This window comes from Paraburkholderia sp. (genome assembly GCF_047605525.1).
Lineage (GTDB): Bacteria > Pseudomonadota > Gammaproteobacteria > Burkholderiales > Burkholderiaceae > Paraburkholderia.
This window is the reverse complement of record NZ_JASGFN010000034.1, coordinates 37,867-52,457: the sequence shown is the minus strand read 5'-3', so window position 1 is coordinate 52,457 and position 14,591 is coordinate 37,867. Positions and strand designations below refer to the sequence as shown.

The 14,591-nt window shown below is 63.0% G+C and carries 13 protein-coding genes and 1 other RNA gene; 5 read left to right on the top strand and 9 right to left on the bottom strand.

Annotated features, from left to right (window positions below; genetic code table 11):
- Positions 1-97: 97 nt before the first annotated feature.
- The 8 genes from cmk to gyrA form a co-directional block, all read right to left on the bottom strand.
- Positions 98-784 (bottom strand): (d)CMP kinase, encoded by a 687-nt coding sequence (gene cmk / locus QM685_RS33240; RefSeq protein ID WP_415123491.1) that lies wholly within the window; start codon positions 782-784, stop codon positions 98-100.
- Between the two features lie 35 nt (positions 785-819).
- On the bottom strand, positions 820-2,124 hold the full coding sequence (gene aroA / locus QM685_RS33235; protein WP_415123490.1) for a 3-phosphoshikimate 1-carboxyvinyltransferase: 1,305 nt from the start codon (positions 2,122-2,124) through the stop codon (positions 820-822).
- Between the two features lie 18 nt (positions 2,125-2,142).
- Complete coding sequence (locus QM685_RS33230) at positions 2,143-3,084, bottom strand: prephenate dehydrogenase (RefSeq protein WP_415123510.1); 942 nt, start codon at positions 3,082-3,084, stop codon at positions 2,143-2,145.
- Between the two features lie 54 nt (positions 3,085-3,138).
- A complete protein-coding gene (hisC, locus tag QM685_RS33225; protein ID WP_415123489.1) occupies positions 3,139-4,260 on the bottom strand; it encodes a histidinol-phosphate transaminase in 1,122 nt (373 codons plus the stop codon).
- A gap of 95 nt (positions 4,261-4,355) precedes the next feature.
- Positions 4,356-5,435, bottom strand: coding sequence for a prephenate dehydratase (pheA, locus tag QM685_RS33220; protein ID WP_415123488.1), 1,080 nt, complete (start codon positions 5,433-5,435; stop codon positions 4,356-4,358).
- 63 nt (positions 5,436-5,498) lie between these two features.
- Entirely contained in the window at positions 5,499-6,581 is a 1,083-nt protein-coding gene (gene serC, locus QM685_RS33215) for a 3-phosphoserine/phosphohydroxythreonine transaminase (RefSeq protein ID WP_415123487.1), read from the bottom strand.
- A 234-nt stretch (positions 6,582-6,815) separates the two neighbouring features.
- Entirely contained in the window at positions 6,816-7,424 is a 609-nt protein-coding gene (locus QM685_RS33210; protein WP_415123509.1) for a DUF2059 domain-containing protein, read from the bottom strand.
- 125 nt (positions 7,425-7,549) lie between these two features.
- Entirely contained in the window at positions 7,550-10,180 is a 2,631-nt protein-coding gene (gene gyrA, locus QM685_RS33205) for a DNA gyrase subunit A (RefSeq protein ID WP_415123486.1), read from the bottom strand.
- Between the two features lie 476 nt (positions 10,181-10,656).
- Between gyrA and ompA the strand changes: the two genes are divergently transcribed.
- From ompA to QM685_RS33180, 5 genes are all read left to right on the top strand, one after another.
- Positions 10,657-11,301, top strand: a complete 645-nt coding sequence (gene ompA, locus QM685_RS33200; protein WP_415123485.1) for an outer membrane protein OmpA — start codon at positions 10,657-10,659, stop codon at positions 11,299-11,301.
- A gap of 229 nt (positions 11,302-11,530) precedes the next feature.
- Positions 11,531-12,229, top strand: coding sequence for a bifunctional 2-polyprenyl-6-hydroxyphenol methylase/3-demethylubiquinol 3-O-methyltransferase UbiG (ubiG, locus tag QM685_RS33195; RefSeq protein ID WP_415123484.1), 699 nt, complete (start codon positions 11,531-11,533; stop codon positions 12,227-12,229).
- A gap of 31 nt (positions 12,230-12,260) precedes the next feature.
- Positions 12,261-12,974, top strand: a complete 714-nt coding sequence (gph, locus tag QM685_RS33190) for a phosphoglycolate phosphatase (protein WP_415123483.1) — start codon at positions 12,261-12,263, stop codon at positions 12,972-12,974.
- A 124-nt stretch (positions 12,975-13,098) separates the two neighbouring features.
- Positions 13,099-13,468, top strand: a transfer-messenger RNA (tmRNA) gene (gene ssrA / locus QM685_RS33185).
- 274 nt (positions 13,469-13,742) lie between these two features.
- Positions 13,743-14,111: a hypothetical protein gene (locus tag QM685_RS33180; protein ID WP_415123482.1), complete on the top strand. Its 369-nt coding sequence runs from the start codon at positions 13,743-13,745 to the stop codon at positions 14,109-14,111.
- Between the two features lie 150 nt (positions 14,112-14,261).
- Here QM685_RS33180 and QM685_RS33175 read toward each other — a convergent pair whose 3' ends face one another.
- Positions 14,262-14,528 (bottom strand): hypothetical protein, encoded by a 267-nt coding sequence (locus QM685_RS33175; RefSeq protein WP_415123481.1) that lies wholly within the window; start codon positions 14,526-14,528, stop codon positions 14,262-14,264.
- Positions 14,529-14,591 lie beyond the last annotated feature (63 nt).

The following is a 14,591-nucleotide window of genomic DNA, read 5'->3' as shown; positions in this document are numbered from 1 at the left end:
GGGTTAAAGGGTTAAACACAACGCTTCGCGACCATCGCGAAGCACCTACCAACAACGGATTGACCACCGGTTACACGATGCGTCACTTATATCGAAGTCACGCATGCGGAACCAGCGCTTCATACCACTGCACCACCTGCTCGACCACCTGGTCGACCGACAATGCGGAGGTATCAAGCAGCCTTGCATCCGCCGCGGGCTTGAGAGGCGCGGCCGCGCGCTGACTGTCACGCTCGTCGCGCTCACGCAAATCCCGGAGCAAGTCATCTATATTAGCAGAAAATCCTTTTTGGATCAATTGCTTATGCCGGCGCGCAGCGCGGGCCTCGACGCTCGCAGTCATGAACACCTTGAGCACGGCGTCCTGGAAGATCACCGTGCCCATGTCGCGGCCATCGGCGACGAGCCCCGGCTCCTTGCGGAACGCCCGCTGACGCGCCACCAGCGCGGCTCGCACCGGCGCGTGCACGGCGATCGCCGAGGCGCGGCCGCCCACTTCCTCGGCACGGATTTCGGTCGACACGTCGACGCCGTCGAGCTGCGCGAGCCCTTCGCGGAACGTGATGTGGAGATCGTCGATCAGCTTGACGAGCTCCCCGACGTCGTCCGCCGCGATGCCGTAGCGCAGGCTCGCGAGCGCCGCGAGGCGGTACAGCGCGCCGCTATCGAGCAGGTGAAAGCCGAGGTTAGCGGCCACCATCGCGGCTACGGTGCCTTTACCGGAGGCACTCGGGCCGTCGATCGCAATGACGGGCGTCTGGTGAAAGGGACGGATCGGTTTCATCGAAAAGGTCGCACGTCAGGCGATTCGCACGCGAATCAGGGTCGGGCGAGCGCCGTAAAGCGCTCGAAATAATCGGGGAATGTCTTGCCGACGCACTTCGGGTCGTTGATCCGGATCGGCACGCCGCCAAGGCTCACGAGCGAGAAGCACATCGCCATGCGGTGATCGTCATAGGTGTCGATCGACGCGTTCGGGATCAGTTTTTCAGGCGGCGTGACGACGAGGAAGTCCTCGCCCTCCTGCACCTTCGCGCCGACCTTGCGCAGTTCGGTCGCCATCGCGGCGATCCGGTCGGTTTCCTTCACGCGCCAGCTCGCGATGTTGCGCAGCGTGGTCGTGCCGTCCGCAAACAACGCGGCGACCGCGATCGTCATCGCCGCGTCGGGAATCAGGTTGAAGTCCATGTCGATCGGATCGAGCTTGCCATGGTCGTTGCCGACACCGCGTACTTCGATCCAGTCCTCGCCCATCTGCAGATTCGCGCCCATGCGGATCAACGCGTCGGCAAAGCCGACATCGCCCTGGATGCTCGCGCGACCCACGCCCTCCACCTTCAACGGGCCGCCGCCGAGCGCGCCGGCCGCGAGGAAATACGACGCTGACGACGCGTCACCCTCCACCATGATCGTGCCGGGCGACTGGTAGCGCTGCCCCGCCGGCACGACGAACTGGTGCCAGTCATGGCGCTCGATCCTGATGCCGAAACGCTCCATCAGCTTGATCGTGATCTCGATATAGGGCTTGGAGATCAGCTCGCCGTCGACCTGCACGGTGCTCGCGCCGCTGGCAGTGCGCAACAGCGGCAGCGTCATCAGGAGCGAGGTCAGGAACTGGCTGGATACGTCGCCGCGCACGTGGATCGGCGCGTCGGCGGCAATCTGCGCGGGGCGGATCCGCAGCGGCGGATAGCCTTCGTTCTGCTCGTAGTCGATCTTCGCGCCGATCTGGCGCAAGCCGTCAACGAGATCGCCGATCGGCCGCTCGTGCATGCGCGGCACGCCGTGAATCCGGTAGTCGCCACCGTTGACGGCCAGTGCCGCGGTCAGCGGACGCACCGCCGTGCCGGCATTGCCGAGAAACAGATCGGCCGTGCGCGCGGTGAACGCGCCGCGCGTGCCGGTCACGACGCAAGTATCCCCGTCGCGCTTCAGACGCACGCCGAGCTTTTCGAGCGCGTCGAGCATCACGCGGGTGTCGTCGGAGTCGAGCAGGTTCGTGATCGTCGTCTCACCCTCGGCAAGCGCCGCGAGCAGCAGCACGCGGTTCGAAATGCTCTTCGAGCCGGGCAGACGAACCGTGCCGGACGCACGGGAAAAAGGTCCGAGATCGAGGAATTCCATGATGAGTCCAGTTTCCGGTTATTTCGACGCGTCACTGCCGGCGACACCGGCTGCGCGCTGCTCCTGCCACTGGCTGCGCGCGACGCGCGAGCGGGTGAACACGGCTTCGAGCGCGGCGCCGTCGGCGGCTTCGATCGCCGCGCGCAGGCGCGCGAGTACCGCGGTGTACGCGTCGAGTTCGTCGAGCAGCGCCGCGCGGTTGGCCACGCACACGTCGCGCCACATTTCCGGGCTCGACGCGGCGATGCGCGTGAAGTCGCGAAATCCGCCCGCCGCGAACGAGAATTTCAACTCGGCATCGGGCGAGTTGAGAATCTGCTCGACGAGCGCGAACGACAGCACGTGCGGCAGATGACTGACCGACGCGAACACGCGGTCGTGCTGCTCCGGTGCCATTTCGCGCACGAGCGCACCGGTGGCGCGCCACATCGCGGCGACGCGCGCGACCGCCGCCGACTCATTCTCCGGCAGCGGACACAGCACCACGTTGCGGTTGACGTACAGGTCAGGCAATGCGGCATCGACACCACTCGACTCGCGGCCCGCGATCGGATGGCCCGGCACGAACTGGCCGATCCGCGCGCCGAGCGCCGCGCGCGCCGCGGCGACCACGTCGGACTTGCTGCTGCCGGCATCGGTGACGATCGTGTGCGCTTCCAGATACGGCACGATGCGCTCGAGCAACGGCTGCGTCTGCGCGACGGGGGCCGCGAGCAGCACACAATCCGCACCCGCGAGCGCGTCGCGCAAGGCGGCATCGTCATGCAGCGCCGCCGCGCCGTCGATTACACCGAGCGCCAGCGCCCGCTCGCTCGACGCGGATGTCCGCCCGACGCCGATCACCGTGCGCGCCCCGCCGACCTCGCTGCGTTCGCGCAATGCGCGCGCGAGCGATCCGCCGATCAGGCCGACACCGAAAATCACCAGCTTGTCAAAAGAAAACGCGGCCACGTCGGTCAACAAAATAAGCGCGCCACTCCTGTCTGGCGGACGCGCGGGTCAAAGGATCGATATTTACGCGGCGGCAGGCTCGGCCAGCGTCTTTTCAAGCGCCGCGAGGAAAGCTTCGTTTTCCTCCGGCAGGCCGATCGTGATTCGCAGCCACTGCGGCAAACCATAGTTGTCGACCGGACGCACGATCACGGCCTGCTTCAGCAATGCGAGGTTCACGCGGGCACCGGCAGCGTCGTCGTCGCCGACGCGCACGAGCACGAAGTTGCCTTCGGACGGCACATATTCGAGGCCGAGCTTATCGAATGCGTCGGTCAGACGGCGATAGCCCTGTGCGTTCAGCGCCGCGCTCTTCTCGAGAAACGCGTTGTCGTTCAGCGCGGCGATCGCCGCGGCTTGCGCGAGCGTGTTCACGTTGAACGGCTGACGCAAACGGTTCAGCAAATCGGTCAATTCGGGCTGCGCGATCGCAAAGCCGATGCGCAGACCCGCGAGGCCAAATGCCTTCGAGAACGTGCGCGACACGAGCAGGTTCGGGTAGCGGCGCACCCATGCGATCGAGTCGTAACGCTTGTCCGCCGACAGATACTCGGTGTATGCCTCGTCGAGCACGACGACCACATGGCGCGGCACCTCGTCGAGAAACGCCTCGAGCGCCGGACCGTCGACGAACGTACCGGTCGGATTATTCGGATTCGCAATGAAGACGAGACGCGTGTCGTCGGCGATCGCGGCGAGCATCGCGTCGAGGTCGTGACCACGGCGCACGGCCGGCACAACAATCGCGCGCGCGCCGACTCCTTGCGTCGCGAGCGCGTAGACCGCGAACGAATACTGCGAGAACACGACCGACTGTCCCTTCTCGACGTATGCATGCGCGGCGAGTTCAAGAATGTCGTTGCTGCCGTTGCCGAGCGTAATCCACCCGGCCGGCACGCCGTAACGCGCGCTCAATGCGGCCTTCAGCTCGAAGCCGTTCGAGTCGGGATAGCGGCCGAGATCGGCGACTGCCCGCGCCATCGCGCGCTGGGCCGATTCCGGCATGCCAAGAGGATTCTCATTCGATGCCAGCTTCACGATGCTCGCCTCTTCGAGACCGAACTCGCGGGCCACTTCCGAAATCGGTTTGCCGGCTATATACGGCGCGATCGCACGCACGTAGGAAGGGCCGAAAGACGCTGTCATGAAAATCTCCGAACGACAATGAATATTGGAAACATGCGGAAATAATGGATAGGCGGCGCATTCGACGTCCGCCGGACTCCGGTGCCGACATCCCGTCAGCGGGCGCGCGGATACGAGCCGAGTATCTTCAGGAACGCGGCCTTCTCGCCGAGCCCCGCCAGCGCGGCCGCCACGGCCGCGTCATCGCGATGGCCCTCGACGTCGATGTAGAAGTAGTACTCCCACGTGCCGACGCGCGCCGGACGCGATTCGAAACGCGTCATCGACACGCCGTGACGCGCGAGCGGCTCGAGCAGCTTGAACACCGCGCCCGGTTCATTCATCACCGACACGATCAACGAGGTCTGGTCGTGACCGCTCGGGCCGGTCGGCTGCTTGCCGATCATCACGAAGCGCGTGCGGTTGTGCGGATCGTCCTGGATCAGCGCGTTGGTAACCTGCAAGCCGTAATGGATCGCGGCGCGATCGCCCGCGATCGCCGCGACGGTCGGATCTTCGGCCGCCATCCGCGCGGCTTCCGCATTACTCGCCACGGCCTGACGCTGCAGATGCGGCGCGTTCGTCGACAGCCAGCGCTGACACTGCGCGAGCGCCTGCGCATGCGCGCACACGCGCGTAACGCCGGCGAGGCCGTTCTGGGTGAGCAGATTGTGGTGGATCGGCAACGCGAGTTCGCCACCGATGATCAGTTGCGTTTGCAGTAGCAGATCCAGCGTGCGCGACACCGCGCCCTCGGTCGAATTCTCGACCGGCACGACGCCGTATTCGGCGGCACCCGCTTCGACCGAGCGGAACACTTCGTCGATCGACGGGCACGGCAGCCCTTCGATCGACTGACCGAAGTATTCGTGCATCGCCTGTTCGCTATAGGTACCGACCGGCCCGAGATAGGCGGCCCTGATGGTCTTCTCGAGCGCGCGGCTCGCGGCCATGATCTCGCGCCAGATCGCGTTGATATGCTCGCCCGCGAGCGGCCCTTCGCTCATTTCCTGCAAGCGCGCGATCACCTGCATCTCGCGCTCCGGCCGGAACACCGGCGCGTTGAAATGCTTCTTGATCTCGCCCACTTCGAGCGCGACCGATGCACGCTGATTGAGGAGCGCGATCAACTGCGCGTCGAGCGCGTCGATACGATCGCGCAGAGGTTTGAGTCGGGTATTGAGTTCGTCGTCCATGCGTGAAAACGGTCCTGCCGGGTAACTGCGGGAAAAGATGCGCGCGCCTGCGAGTCAACCGACTCAGGCGCTGCGCTGCTCGAATTCCTTCATGTATTCGACAAGCGCTTTGACGCCTTCGAGCGGGACGGCGTTATAGATCGACGCCCGCATGCCGCCGACGGACTTGTGGCCCTTTAGCTGCACCAATCCCCGCGCTTTCGCGCCGGACAGGAAATCTTCGTTGCGCGACTCGTCGGCGAGGAAGAACGGCACGTTCATCCGCGAGCGCGAGCCACGCTCGACCTTGTTCAGATAGAAGCTGCTCGAGTCGATCGTGTCGTACAGCAACCTCGACTTTTCGAGGTTGCGTGCTTCCATTGCAGTGAGGCCGCCCTGCTTCTTCAACCACTTGAACACGAGCCCGGCGATATAGATCGCGTAGGTGGGCGGCGTGTTGTACATCGAATTGTTCTCGGCGACGGTTTTCCATTCGAACGCCGATGGGCAGATCGGCATCGCGCGATCGAGCATATCTTCGCGCACGATCACGACCGTCACGCCGGCCATGCCGATGTTCTTCTGCGCGCCGCCGAACAGCACGCCGTATTTGGCGATGTCCATCGGGCGCGACAGGATGTGCGACGACGCGTCCGCAACGAGCGGAATATCGCCGAGGTCGGGAATCTCGAAGGTTTCGACGCCGTGAATGGTCTCGTTCGTGCACAGATGCACGTAAGCGGGATCGTCCGACAGTTGCCATTCCGCGCGCGCCGGTGCGCGCGTAAAGCCTTCCGCGGTCTGGCCGCTCGCGGCCAGATGCACGCTGCCGTATTTCTGCGCTTCCTTGAATGACTTTTGCGACCACGAACCGGTGACGACGAAATCCGCACGCGGTTTCGCGCCGAGCAGGTTCATCGGCACGATCGCGTTTTCGCCGAGACCGCCGCCTTGCAGGAACAGAATGCGATGACTTGCCGGCACCTGCAACAATTCGCGCAGGTCGGTAAGCGCTTCCTCGTGGATCGACATGAATTCCTTGCCGCGATGGCTCATTTCCATCACGCTCATGCCGCTGCCGTGCCAGTTCAGCATCTCGTCGGCTGCCTGGCGCAGCACTTCTTCGGGCATGGCCGCCGGGCCGGCGGAGAAATTAAAGACGCGCATGTGAGGTCCTGGAAGCGGGCGCGAGAAAAAAGGAATCGCGCGGAAATCGGCGAAAAGATCCGCGAGACTGCTCGCCGAAAAAAGAAAATGGCCGTCTGCGCCAGTGCGCAAACGGCCATTATCGCATTGTCGCCGCCAACCCGCCACGCCGTGTGACCCGGCAGATGCGCCTTCCCGGCATGCCCCGGAAGGCGGCAGCCGGCTGCGAACCCGGCGCAGCCTTGCGAGCGGAATTTACTTCGCGGCAGCCGGCTTGACCGATGCGACTTCCTTGTCGGCCTGAGCACGCGTCGCCTTGATCGATTCCGGCATGTACTTCTGCATCAGACCGTTCACGACGTCACGGCCAACCTGGTCTTGCACCTGGATGAACTTGCGGCCGGTCGGGCTCTTGTAGAACGTGGTCAGGTCCTTGATTTCCGACGTGCTGTAGTACTTCGCGTACGCGTCGTACTGAGCCTGCATTGCGTCCTGACGGAATGAGTCGGTTGCGAACACCTGGCCTGCGCTGTCAACCAGCTTCGGCACCGCGTTCTGCTGCAGCGACGGGACGGCAGCCTGCTTCTGCTTGTCCGTCATCGTCTTGTTTTCGCTCAGCGCGTCCGACAGAATCGCCGGCACGAGCTGCTTGGCCTGCATCTGCGCGCTGTTGCCGATTGCGCCAACCAGCTTCTGCGCGTCGATGGCGTCGAGCAGGTCCTTGATGGCAGCCTGCTTGGCCGGATCAACCGGTGCTGCTGCGGCAGCCGGAGCCGCCGGCGCCTGGTTTTGCAGCGCTTGAGCCATAGCGAAGGTCGGCACGAGGGCAGCCAGCAACATCAGTTGTTTGAATCGTTTTTGCATCATTACTCCCTAAGAGAAATTAATCTGAACCGCGCGCCGCGCCGGAAAGCGTATCGGCCCGATACGCGAGGCTTCGCAGCGTAGCTTCAACTTATTAACCGGGACTGAAACACCGCGGACACGACTCAAGCCGCGCCGCCGCTCTCACCGCCGTTGTCGCCTTCGGCGGGGCTATCCGAATCGTTTTCCGACTCGCCTTCGGCCTCGGCCACCTGTTGCAGACCGGACAGCTTGGTCCCTTCGTCAAGGCTGATGAGTGTAACACCTTGGGTTGCGCGCCCCATTTCGCGGATTTCCGATACGCGCGTGCGAATCAGCACGCCCGTCGTAGTGATCAGCATGATCTGCGCCTCTGGATCCACCAGCGTCGCAGCAACCACCCTGCCGTTACGCTCCGACGTCTGGATCGCGATCATGCCCTTCGTGCCACGGCCGTGACGCGTGTATTCGGTGATCGGCGTGCGCTTGCCGAAGCCGTTTTCCGTCGCGGTGAGCACCGACTGCTGCTCGTCGCCGGCCACCAGCAAGGCGATCACGTTTTGTCCGTCCTCGAGCTGCATGCCGCGCACACCGCGCGCCTCGCGGCCCATCGGACGCACGTCGTTTTCGTCGAAGCGCACCGCCTTGCCCGAATCCGAGAACAGCATCACATCGTGCTGACCATCCGTGATGGCCGCGCCGATCAGGTAATCGCCCTCATCCAGACCGACCGCAATAATACCCTTGCGCAGCGGGCGGCTGAATGCTTCGAGCGGGGTCTTTTTTACCGTTCCTAACGCGGTGGCCATGAACACGAACTTGTCGGCCGAGAACTCCTTGACCGGCAGCACGACCGTAATCTTTTCGCCTTCCTGCAGCGGGAACATGTTGACGATCGGCCGGCCGCGCGAGTTACGCGAGCCCTGCGGAACTTCGTAGACCTTGACCCAGTACACCCGGCCGCGGTTGGAGAAGCACAGGATGTGATCGTGCGTATTGGCGATGAAGAGCGTGTCGATCCAGTCGTCTTCCTTCATCGAAGTCGCCTGTTTGCCGCGACCGCCGCGCTTTTGCGCGCGATATTCGGACAACGGCTGCGATTTCACGTAGCCCGCGTGCGACATCGTCACGACCATTTCCTGCGGCGTAATCAGGTCTTCGGTGTTCAGCTCGGTCGCGTTCAGCTCGATCTTCGAGCGGCGCGCGTCGCCGAATTCGGCCTTGATCGACGTGAGTTCGTCGACGATGATCGCCGAAATGCGTTCCGGGCGAGCCAGAATGTCCAGCAGGTCGGCGATCTGCGCCATCACGTCGCGATATTCGCCGATGATCTTGTCCTGCTCGAGACCGGTCAGGCGCTGCAGACGCATCTGCAGGATTTCCTGCGCCTGGGTGTCGGACAGACGGTAGAGGCCATCGGCCTGCATGCCGAACGACGGATTCAGACCTTCCGGACGGTAGGCTTCGCGACCGCCCGCCGCCGCGTTTTCGCTCTCGGCGCGCGACAGCATCTCGCGCACGAGCGACGAATCCCACGCGCGCGCCATCAGTTCCTGCTTCGCGATAGGCGGAGTCGGCGCGGCCTTGATGATCGCGATGAATTCGTCGATGTTGGCCAGCGCCACCGCGAGGCCTTCGAGCACGTGACCGCGCTCGCGCGCCTTGCGCAGTTCGTAGACGGTGCGCCGCGTCAGCACTTCCCGGCGATGCGACAGGAAGCACGTCAGCATTTCCTTCAGGTTCAGCAGCTTCGGCTGGCCGTCGACGAGCGCGACCATGTTCATGCCGAAGGTGTCCTGAAGCTGGGTCGCCTTGTACAGATTGTTCAGCACGACTTCGGGCACTTCGCCGCGCTTGAGCTCGATCACGACGCGCATGCCGCTCTTGTCGGACTCGTCGCGGATGTCGGAAATGCCTTCGAGCTTCTTCTCGTTGACGAGCTCGGCGATACGCTCAAGCAACGAGCGCTTGTTCACCTGGTACGGCAGCTCGTCGACGATGATCGCCATGCGCTGGCCGCGGTCGATTTCCTCGAAGTGCGTGAGCGCGCGCATCACGACGCGCCCGCGGCCCGTGCGGTAGCCGTCGCGCACGCCAGCCACACCGTAGATGATGCCGGCGGTCGGGAAGTCGGGCGCGGGAATAATTTCGATCAACTCGTCGATCGTCGCCTCGGGGTTCTTCAGCAGATGCTGGCAGGCGTCGACGACTTCGTTGAGGTTGTGCGGCGGAATGTTGGTCGCCATGCCGACCGCAATGCCGGACGAGCCATTGATCAGCAGATTCGGGATGCGCGCGGGCAGGATCGCCGGTTCATTTTCGCTGCCGTCGTAGTTCGGCACGAAGTCGACCGTTTCCTTGTCGATGTCGGCCAGCAGTTCGTGACCGATCTTCGCCATGCGGATTTCAGTGTAACGCATTGCCGCGGCGTTGTCGCCGTCGACCGAACCGAAGTTGCCCTGGCCGTCCACGAGCATGTAGCGCAGCGAAAAGTCCTGCGCCATCCGGACGATGGTGTCGTATACCGCCGTGTCGCCGTGCGGGTGGTATTTACCGATGACGTCGCCGACGATACGCGCCGACTTCTTGTACGCGCGGTTCCAGTCGTTGTTCAACTCGTGCATCGCGTACAGCACGCGCCGGTGTACCGGCTTCAGGCCATCGCGGACATCGGGAAGCGCTCGCCCTACGATCACGCTCATCGCGTAATCGAGATACGAACGGCGCATTTCCTCCTCTAGGGAGATTGGCAGAGTCTCTTTGGCGAATTGATCCATTATCCGTATCTTTTACGTGCGAAGGCGACGGACAGACCGTCGCCTTCGCGTAAGCATTGCAGGCGCAACACATCACATGATTCTAACATGGCCGGCATCCGCCCCCGACCACGGTACGTATACACATTAGAGGGGACCTCATCAGCGCTCTCCCGACACCCCGTTTCCTCGACGATCAGGCTCGATTCGTGCGTCCGGCAATTCGCCGCTCTGCCAGATCTGGCGGACCTGCCAGGCGAATGCCTTTGTTGCGCATGCACCACAATTGGAGGGGGATTTGATGGGGGACGGATTTTTTTTTCGTCGGAAGGGAACGATATGGCAAAATGCCAACGCACAAAGAGTCAGACACTGCTCGAAGTCTATACAAACGTTTTTTGTTCCGCACCAATGTTATACTTCGAGCAATGTATGACTGGTCTTCGTCAACAGGCTCGCAGTAAACCTGCGGTAATCTCAATTTCGAGAGGAGAAATATGAATAAACTTTCAAAGCTCGCGTTCATTGCAGCTACCGCGGTTATGGCTGCATCCGCCATGGCACAGTCGGTGCCGGCGTCGCGACAAGCCACGAACGACAACTGGGTGAATGGTACCGGCGAATACGTGTGGATGAACGGCACGAACGAGCTGTGCTGGCGCGATGCATTCTGGACGCCGGCAACCGCCAACGCAAAGTGCGACGGTGCACTGGTTGCTCAGGCTCCGACGCCGCCGGCTCCGGCTCCGGCTCCGGTTATCTCCAGCGAAAAGATTACGTATCAAGCTGACGCGCTGTTCGACTTCGACAAGGCAATCCTGAAGCCGGCTGGTAAGGAACGCCTGAGCGAACTGGCAGCGAAGATCCAGGGCATCAACCTCGAAGTCGTCGTTGCAACGGGCCACACCGACCGCATCGGTACGGATGCGTACAACGACCGTCTGTCGCTGCGTCGTGCTCAAGCTGTGAAGGCCTTCCTGGTCAGCAAGGGCGTCGAAGCCAACCGTATCTACACGGAAGGCAAGGGCCGTCGCAACCCGGTTACCACTGGTTGCAACCAGAGGAACCGCAAGCAACTCATCGCCTGCCTCGCACCGGACCGTCGCGTGGAAGTCGAAGTTGTCGGTACGCCGAAGCAGTAAGCTGCACATTACCGCAGTATCAAAAAACCCCGCTCCGGCGGGGTTTTTTTATGCGTGGATTCCGCGCGGTGCGCGGCGCTACCACTGCCTGTCGCCGTAGGCTTTTCGCGCCCATGCCCCACCCAGCGCCGTCCTTTTGCCGCTCTTTTGCTGCCCTCTCTCTCGCCCTATATACTCAGGGTTTATCCTCGAGCGTCCGCTCACCGCCCTCATCGAGGCAGCTTTCGCCATGACCAACGCCGATCCCCACGAACTACAGAAATTCAGCGACCTCGCGCATCGGTGGTGGGACCCGAATGCCGAATTCAAGCCGTTGCACGAACTCAACCCCATCCGCCTGAGCTGGATCGACACGCACGCGCATCTCGCGGGCAAAAAGGTGCTGGATATCGGCTGCGGCGGCGGCATTCTGTCCGAATCGATGGCCGGTCTCGGCGCTCACGTGAAGGGCATCGACCTGTCGACGCAGGCGCTGGGCGTCGCGGATCTTCACAGTCTTGAAAGCGGCGTAACCGTCGATTACGAAGAAATCGCCGCCGAGGCGCTCGCCGCCCGCGAACCGGGTACCTACGACGTGGTGACCTGCATGGAAATGCTCGAGCACGTGCCCGAACCGGCGGCGATCGTCGAAGCGTGCAAGAACCTCGTGAAGCCGGGCGGCTGGGTGTTCTTCTCCACGCTGAACCGCAATATGAAGTCTTATCTGTTCGCTGTGATCGGCGCCGAATACATCGCGCGGATGCTGCCCAAGGGAACGCACGACTACACGCGCTTCATCCGTCCGTCGGAACTCGCGGGCTTCGTGCGCACCGCCGGCCTGCACACGGCCGACATCAAAGGCATCGTCTACAACCCGCTCAGCAAGCACTTCATGCTGTCGTCCGACACGAGCGTCAACTACATGCTCGCCTGCCGCCGCGACGCCTGAACCGCCCCGACCCACCGCCTCCAGACAAACAATGAGCGCCCCGACCCCCCTGCCTCAACGCGAAGACAACGACGACGCGCTCGGCGTCTGCCAAGCCGTGCTTTTTGACCTGGACGGCACGCTAGCCGACACGGCGCCCGACCTCGCGGCGGCCGTCAACAAGATGCGCCACGACCGCGGACTCGAGATGGTTCCGCTCGAAAAGCTGCGCCCGCTGGCCTCCGCGGGCGCGCGCGGGCTGATCGGCGGCGCGTTCGACATCGGCCCGGATCATCACGAATTCGCGTCGATGCGCGAGGAGTTTCTCGCCAACTACGAAGCGGATCTGTGCATCGAGACCACGCTGTTCCCCGGCATCGCCGAAGTACTCGACGAACTCGACGCGCGCGGCGTGCGCTGGGGCATCGTCACCAACAAGGTCGCGCGGCTCACCGAGCCGCTGATCGCGCAACTGGGGCTCGAGGAGCGCGCCGGCTGCGTCGTGAGCGGCGACACGACCCCGCACTCGAAGCCGCACCCGGCGCCGTTGCTGCACGCGGCGCGCGAACTGGACGTCGCGCCGGAGCGCGTCGTCTATGTCGGCGACGACCTGCGCGACGTGCAGGCCGGTTTTGCCGCCGGCATGAAGACGGTCGCGGCGGCGTACGGTTATTGCGGCAACGATATCCCGCCGACGCACTGGCATGCGCAGCACGTCGTTCAATCGCCAGCCGAATTGCAGAAGCTGTTGCGAGACATCGCGTGATGCGTGCGTCCGACACACTTGCTAACGAAGTTGCGCAATCCCGGCGTCCGCACGCAACACACGACGCGGCCGTCGATCTATTGTAAAATTGTTGTTTGGCTCATATATGTGAGCAACGAACCGCGGGGGCGACCTGGTTTCGACAGGGGTTGCGAAGCGGCTAGGGCATGTCGAGGACCCGTCACCTCGTTAATCAATGGGAAAAACGTAACTGCAAACGACGATACGTTCGCACTGGCAGCCTAAGGGCCGCCGTCCTCTGCCTAGTTCACTGACGGGCTAGTGTCGCAAGACCGGTAGCAATACCGACAGAGGTCATATACGTCAGTTAAGCCTTGGCGGCGTCACGACGTCCGGGTCGAAAATCTGGTGAATCGCCGTAGCGCAGCGTGTTCGTCCGCGTCGCCACGGTTAAATCAAAAGACAGAACTAAACATGTAGAACTGGTCGTAGAGTGCTTCTGGACGCGGGTTCGATTCCCGCCGCCTCCACCAATATCTAATCCTGACTCATTCCAGGATTTCCTGAAAACCCTGCCAGCCATCGGTTCGCGGGGTTTTTCCTTTCCGGGTCCATGTTTGATCATCTGGCCCGACCCAACGGCGTTTGAGAGGATATCGTCGGCATCCCGCCCCCTGGAATATCCCCTTATCCCCACCCGTTCACTCCATGGCACGCACAACGCGAGACTGCAAGTCTCCCCATGCTGCCTATACTCGAAACGCGCTGTCCGTCGTCAAACACGTCGTCAACACTGGAGTCCCCATCATGCGCAAGTCGATCCTCCTGCTGGCCCCGCTCGCGTTAGCCGCGTTGCAACAAGGCGCCTTCGCCGATCCACCCAAGGTAGAGAACGGCCGCTTCGTCACCGCCGACGGCATGACGCTTTACACCTTCGACAAGGACACCAAGCCCGGCGTAAGCGCCTGCACCGGCGGCTGCATGAACTACTGGCCGCCGGCCACGGCGACCTCGATGGACAAGCCCTCCGGCGACTGGACGCTGATCCCGAGCGCGGACGGCAAGCAGCAATGGGCGTACAAGGGCCATCCGCTGTATCGCTACTCGGCCGACAAGCAGGCGGGAGATGCGAAGGGAGACGGCTTCAAGGACATGTGGCACGTCGCGAAGCCTTGAGAAGTGGGCCGGGCCGAACGGCCGCAAAGCCCCCTTGGAGAGTAAGGCCGGCGACGCAACTCCCGCAACAACAGACCACGCCACAAAACACAACGCCGGCACGAAGGCCGGCGTTGCGTCAAACATCGATCGTCAAACAACGGACGAATCTTATTCGTCTTGCGGGCACTGCAGATTACAGCCGTTCGGATCGCCCATGTCGCCGCGCTTGCGCGCCGCCGAGCGCTTGCCGTGCTGATACTTGTCCGACGGCGCGGACGCGGCGAACGGCATCTGCGGATGCTCGTTGATACGGAACTCGTCCGTCAGAACGCCGCCCGGCACGCCGGGCGAATTCTGCGCGAACGCAATGGAGACGGTGCCACAGAGCACACCAGCCGCCGCAACGGCGGCAAATGCGTGAAGAAGAGCTTTCATATCGGTTCGGCGCGGCGTCGCGCGCGGTTAAAGCGGAAGCGAAGCCAAGAGAGTAGCCGAAAC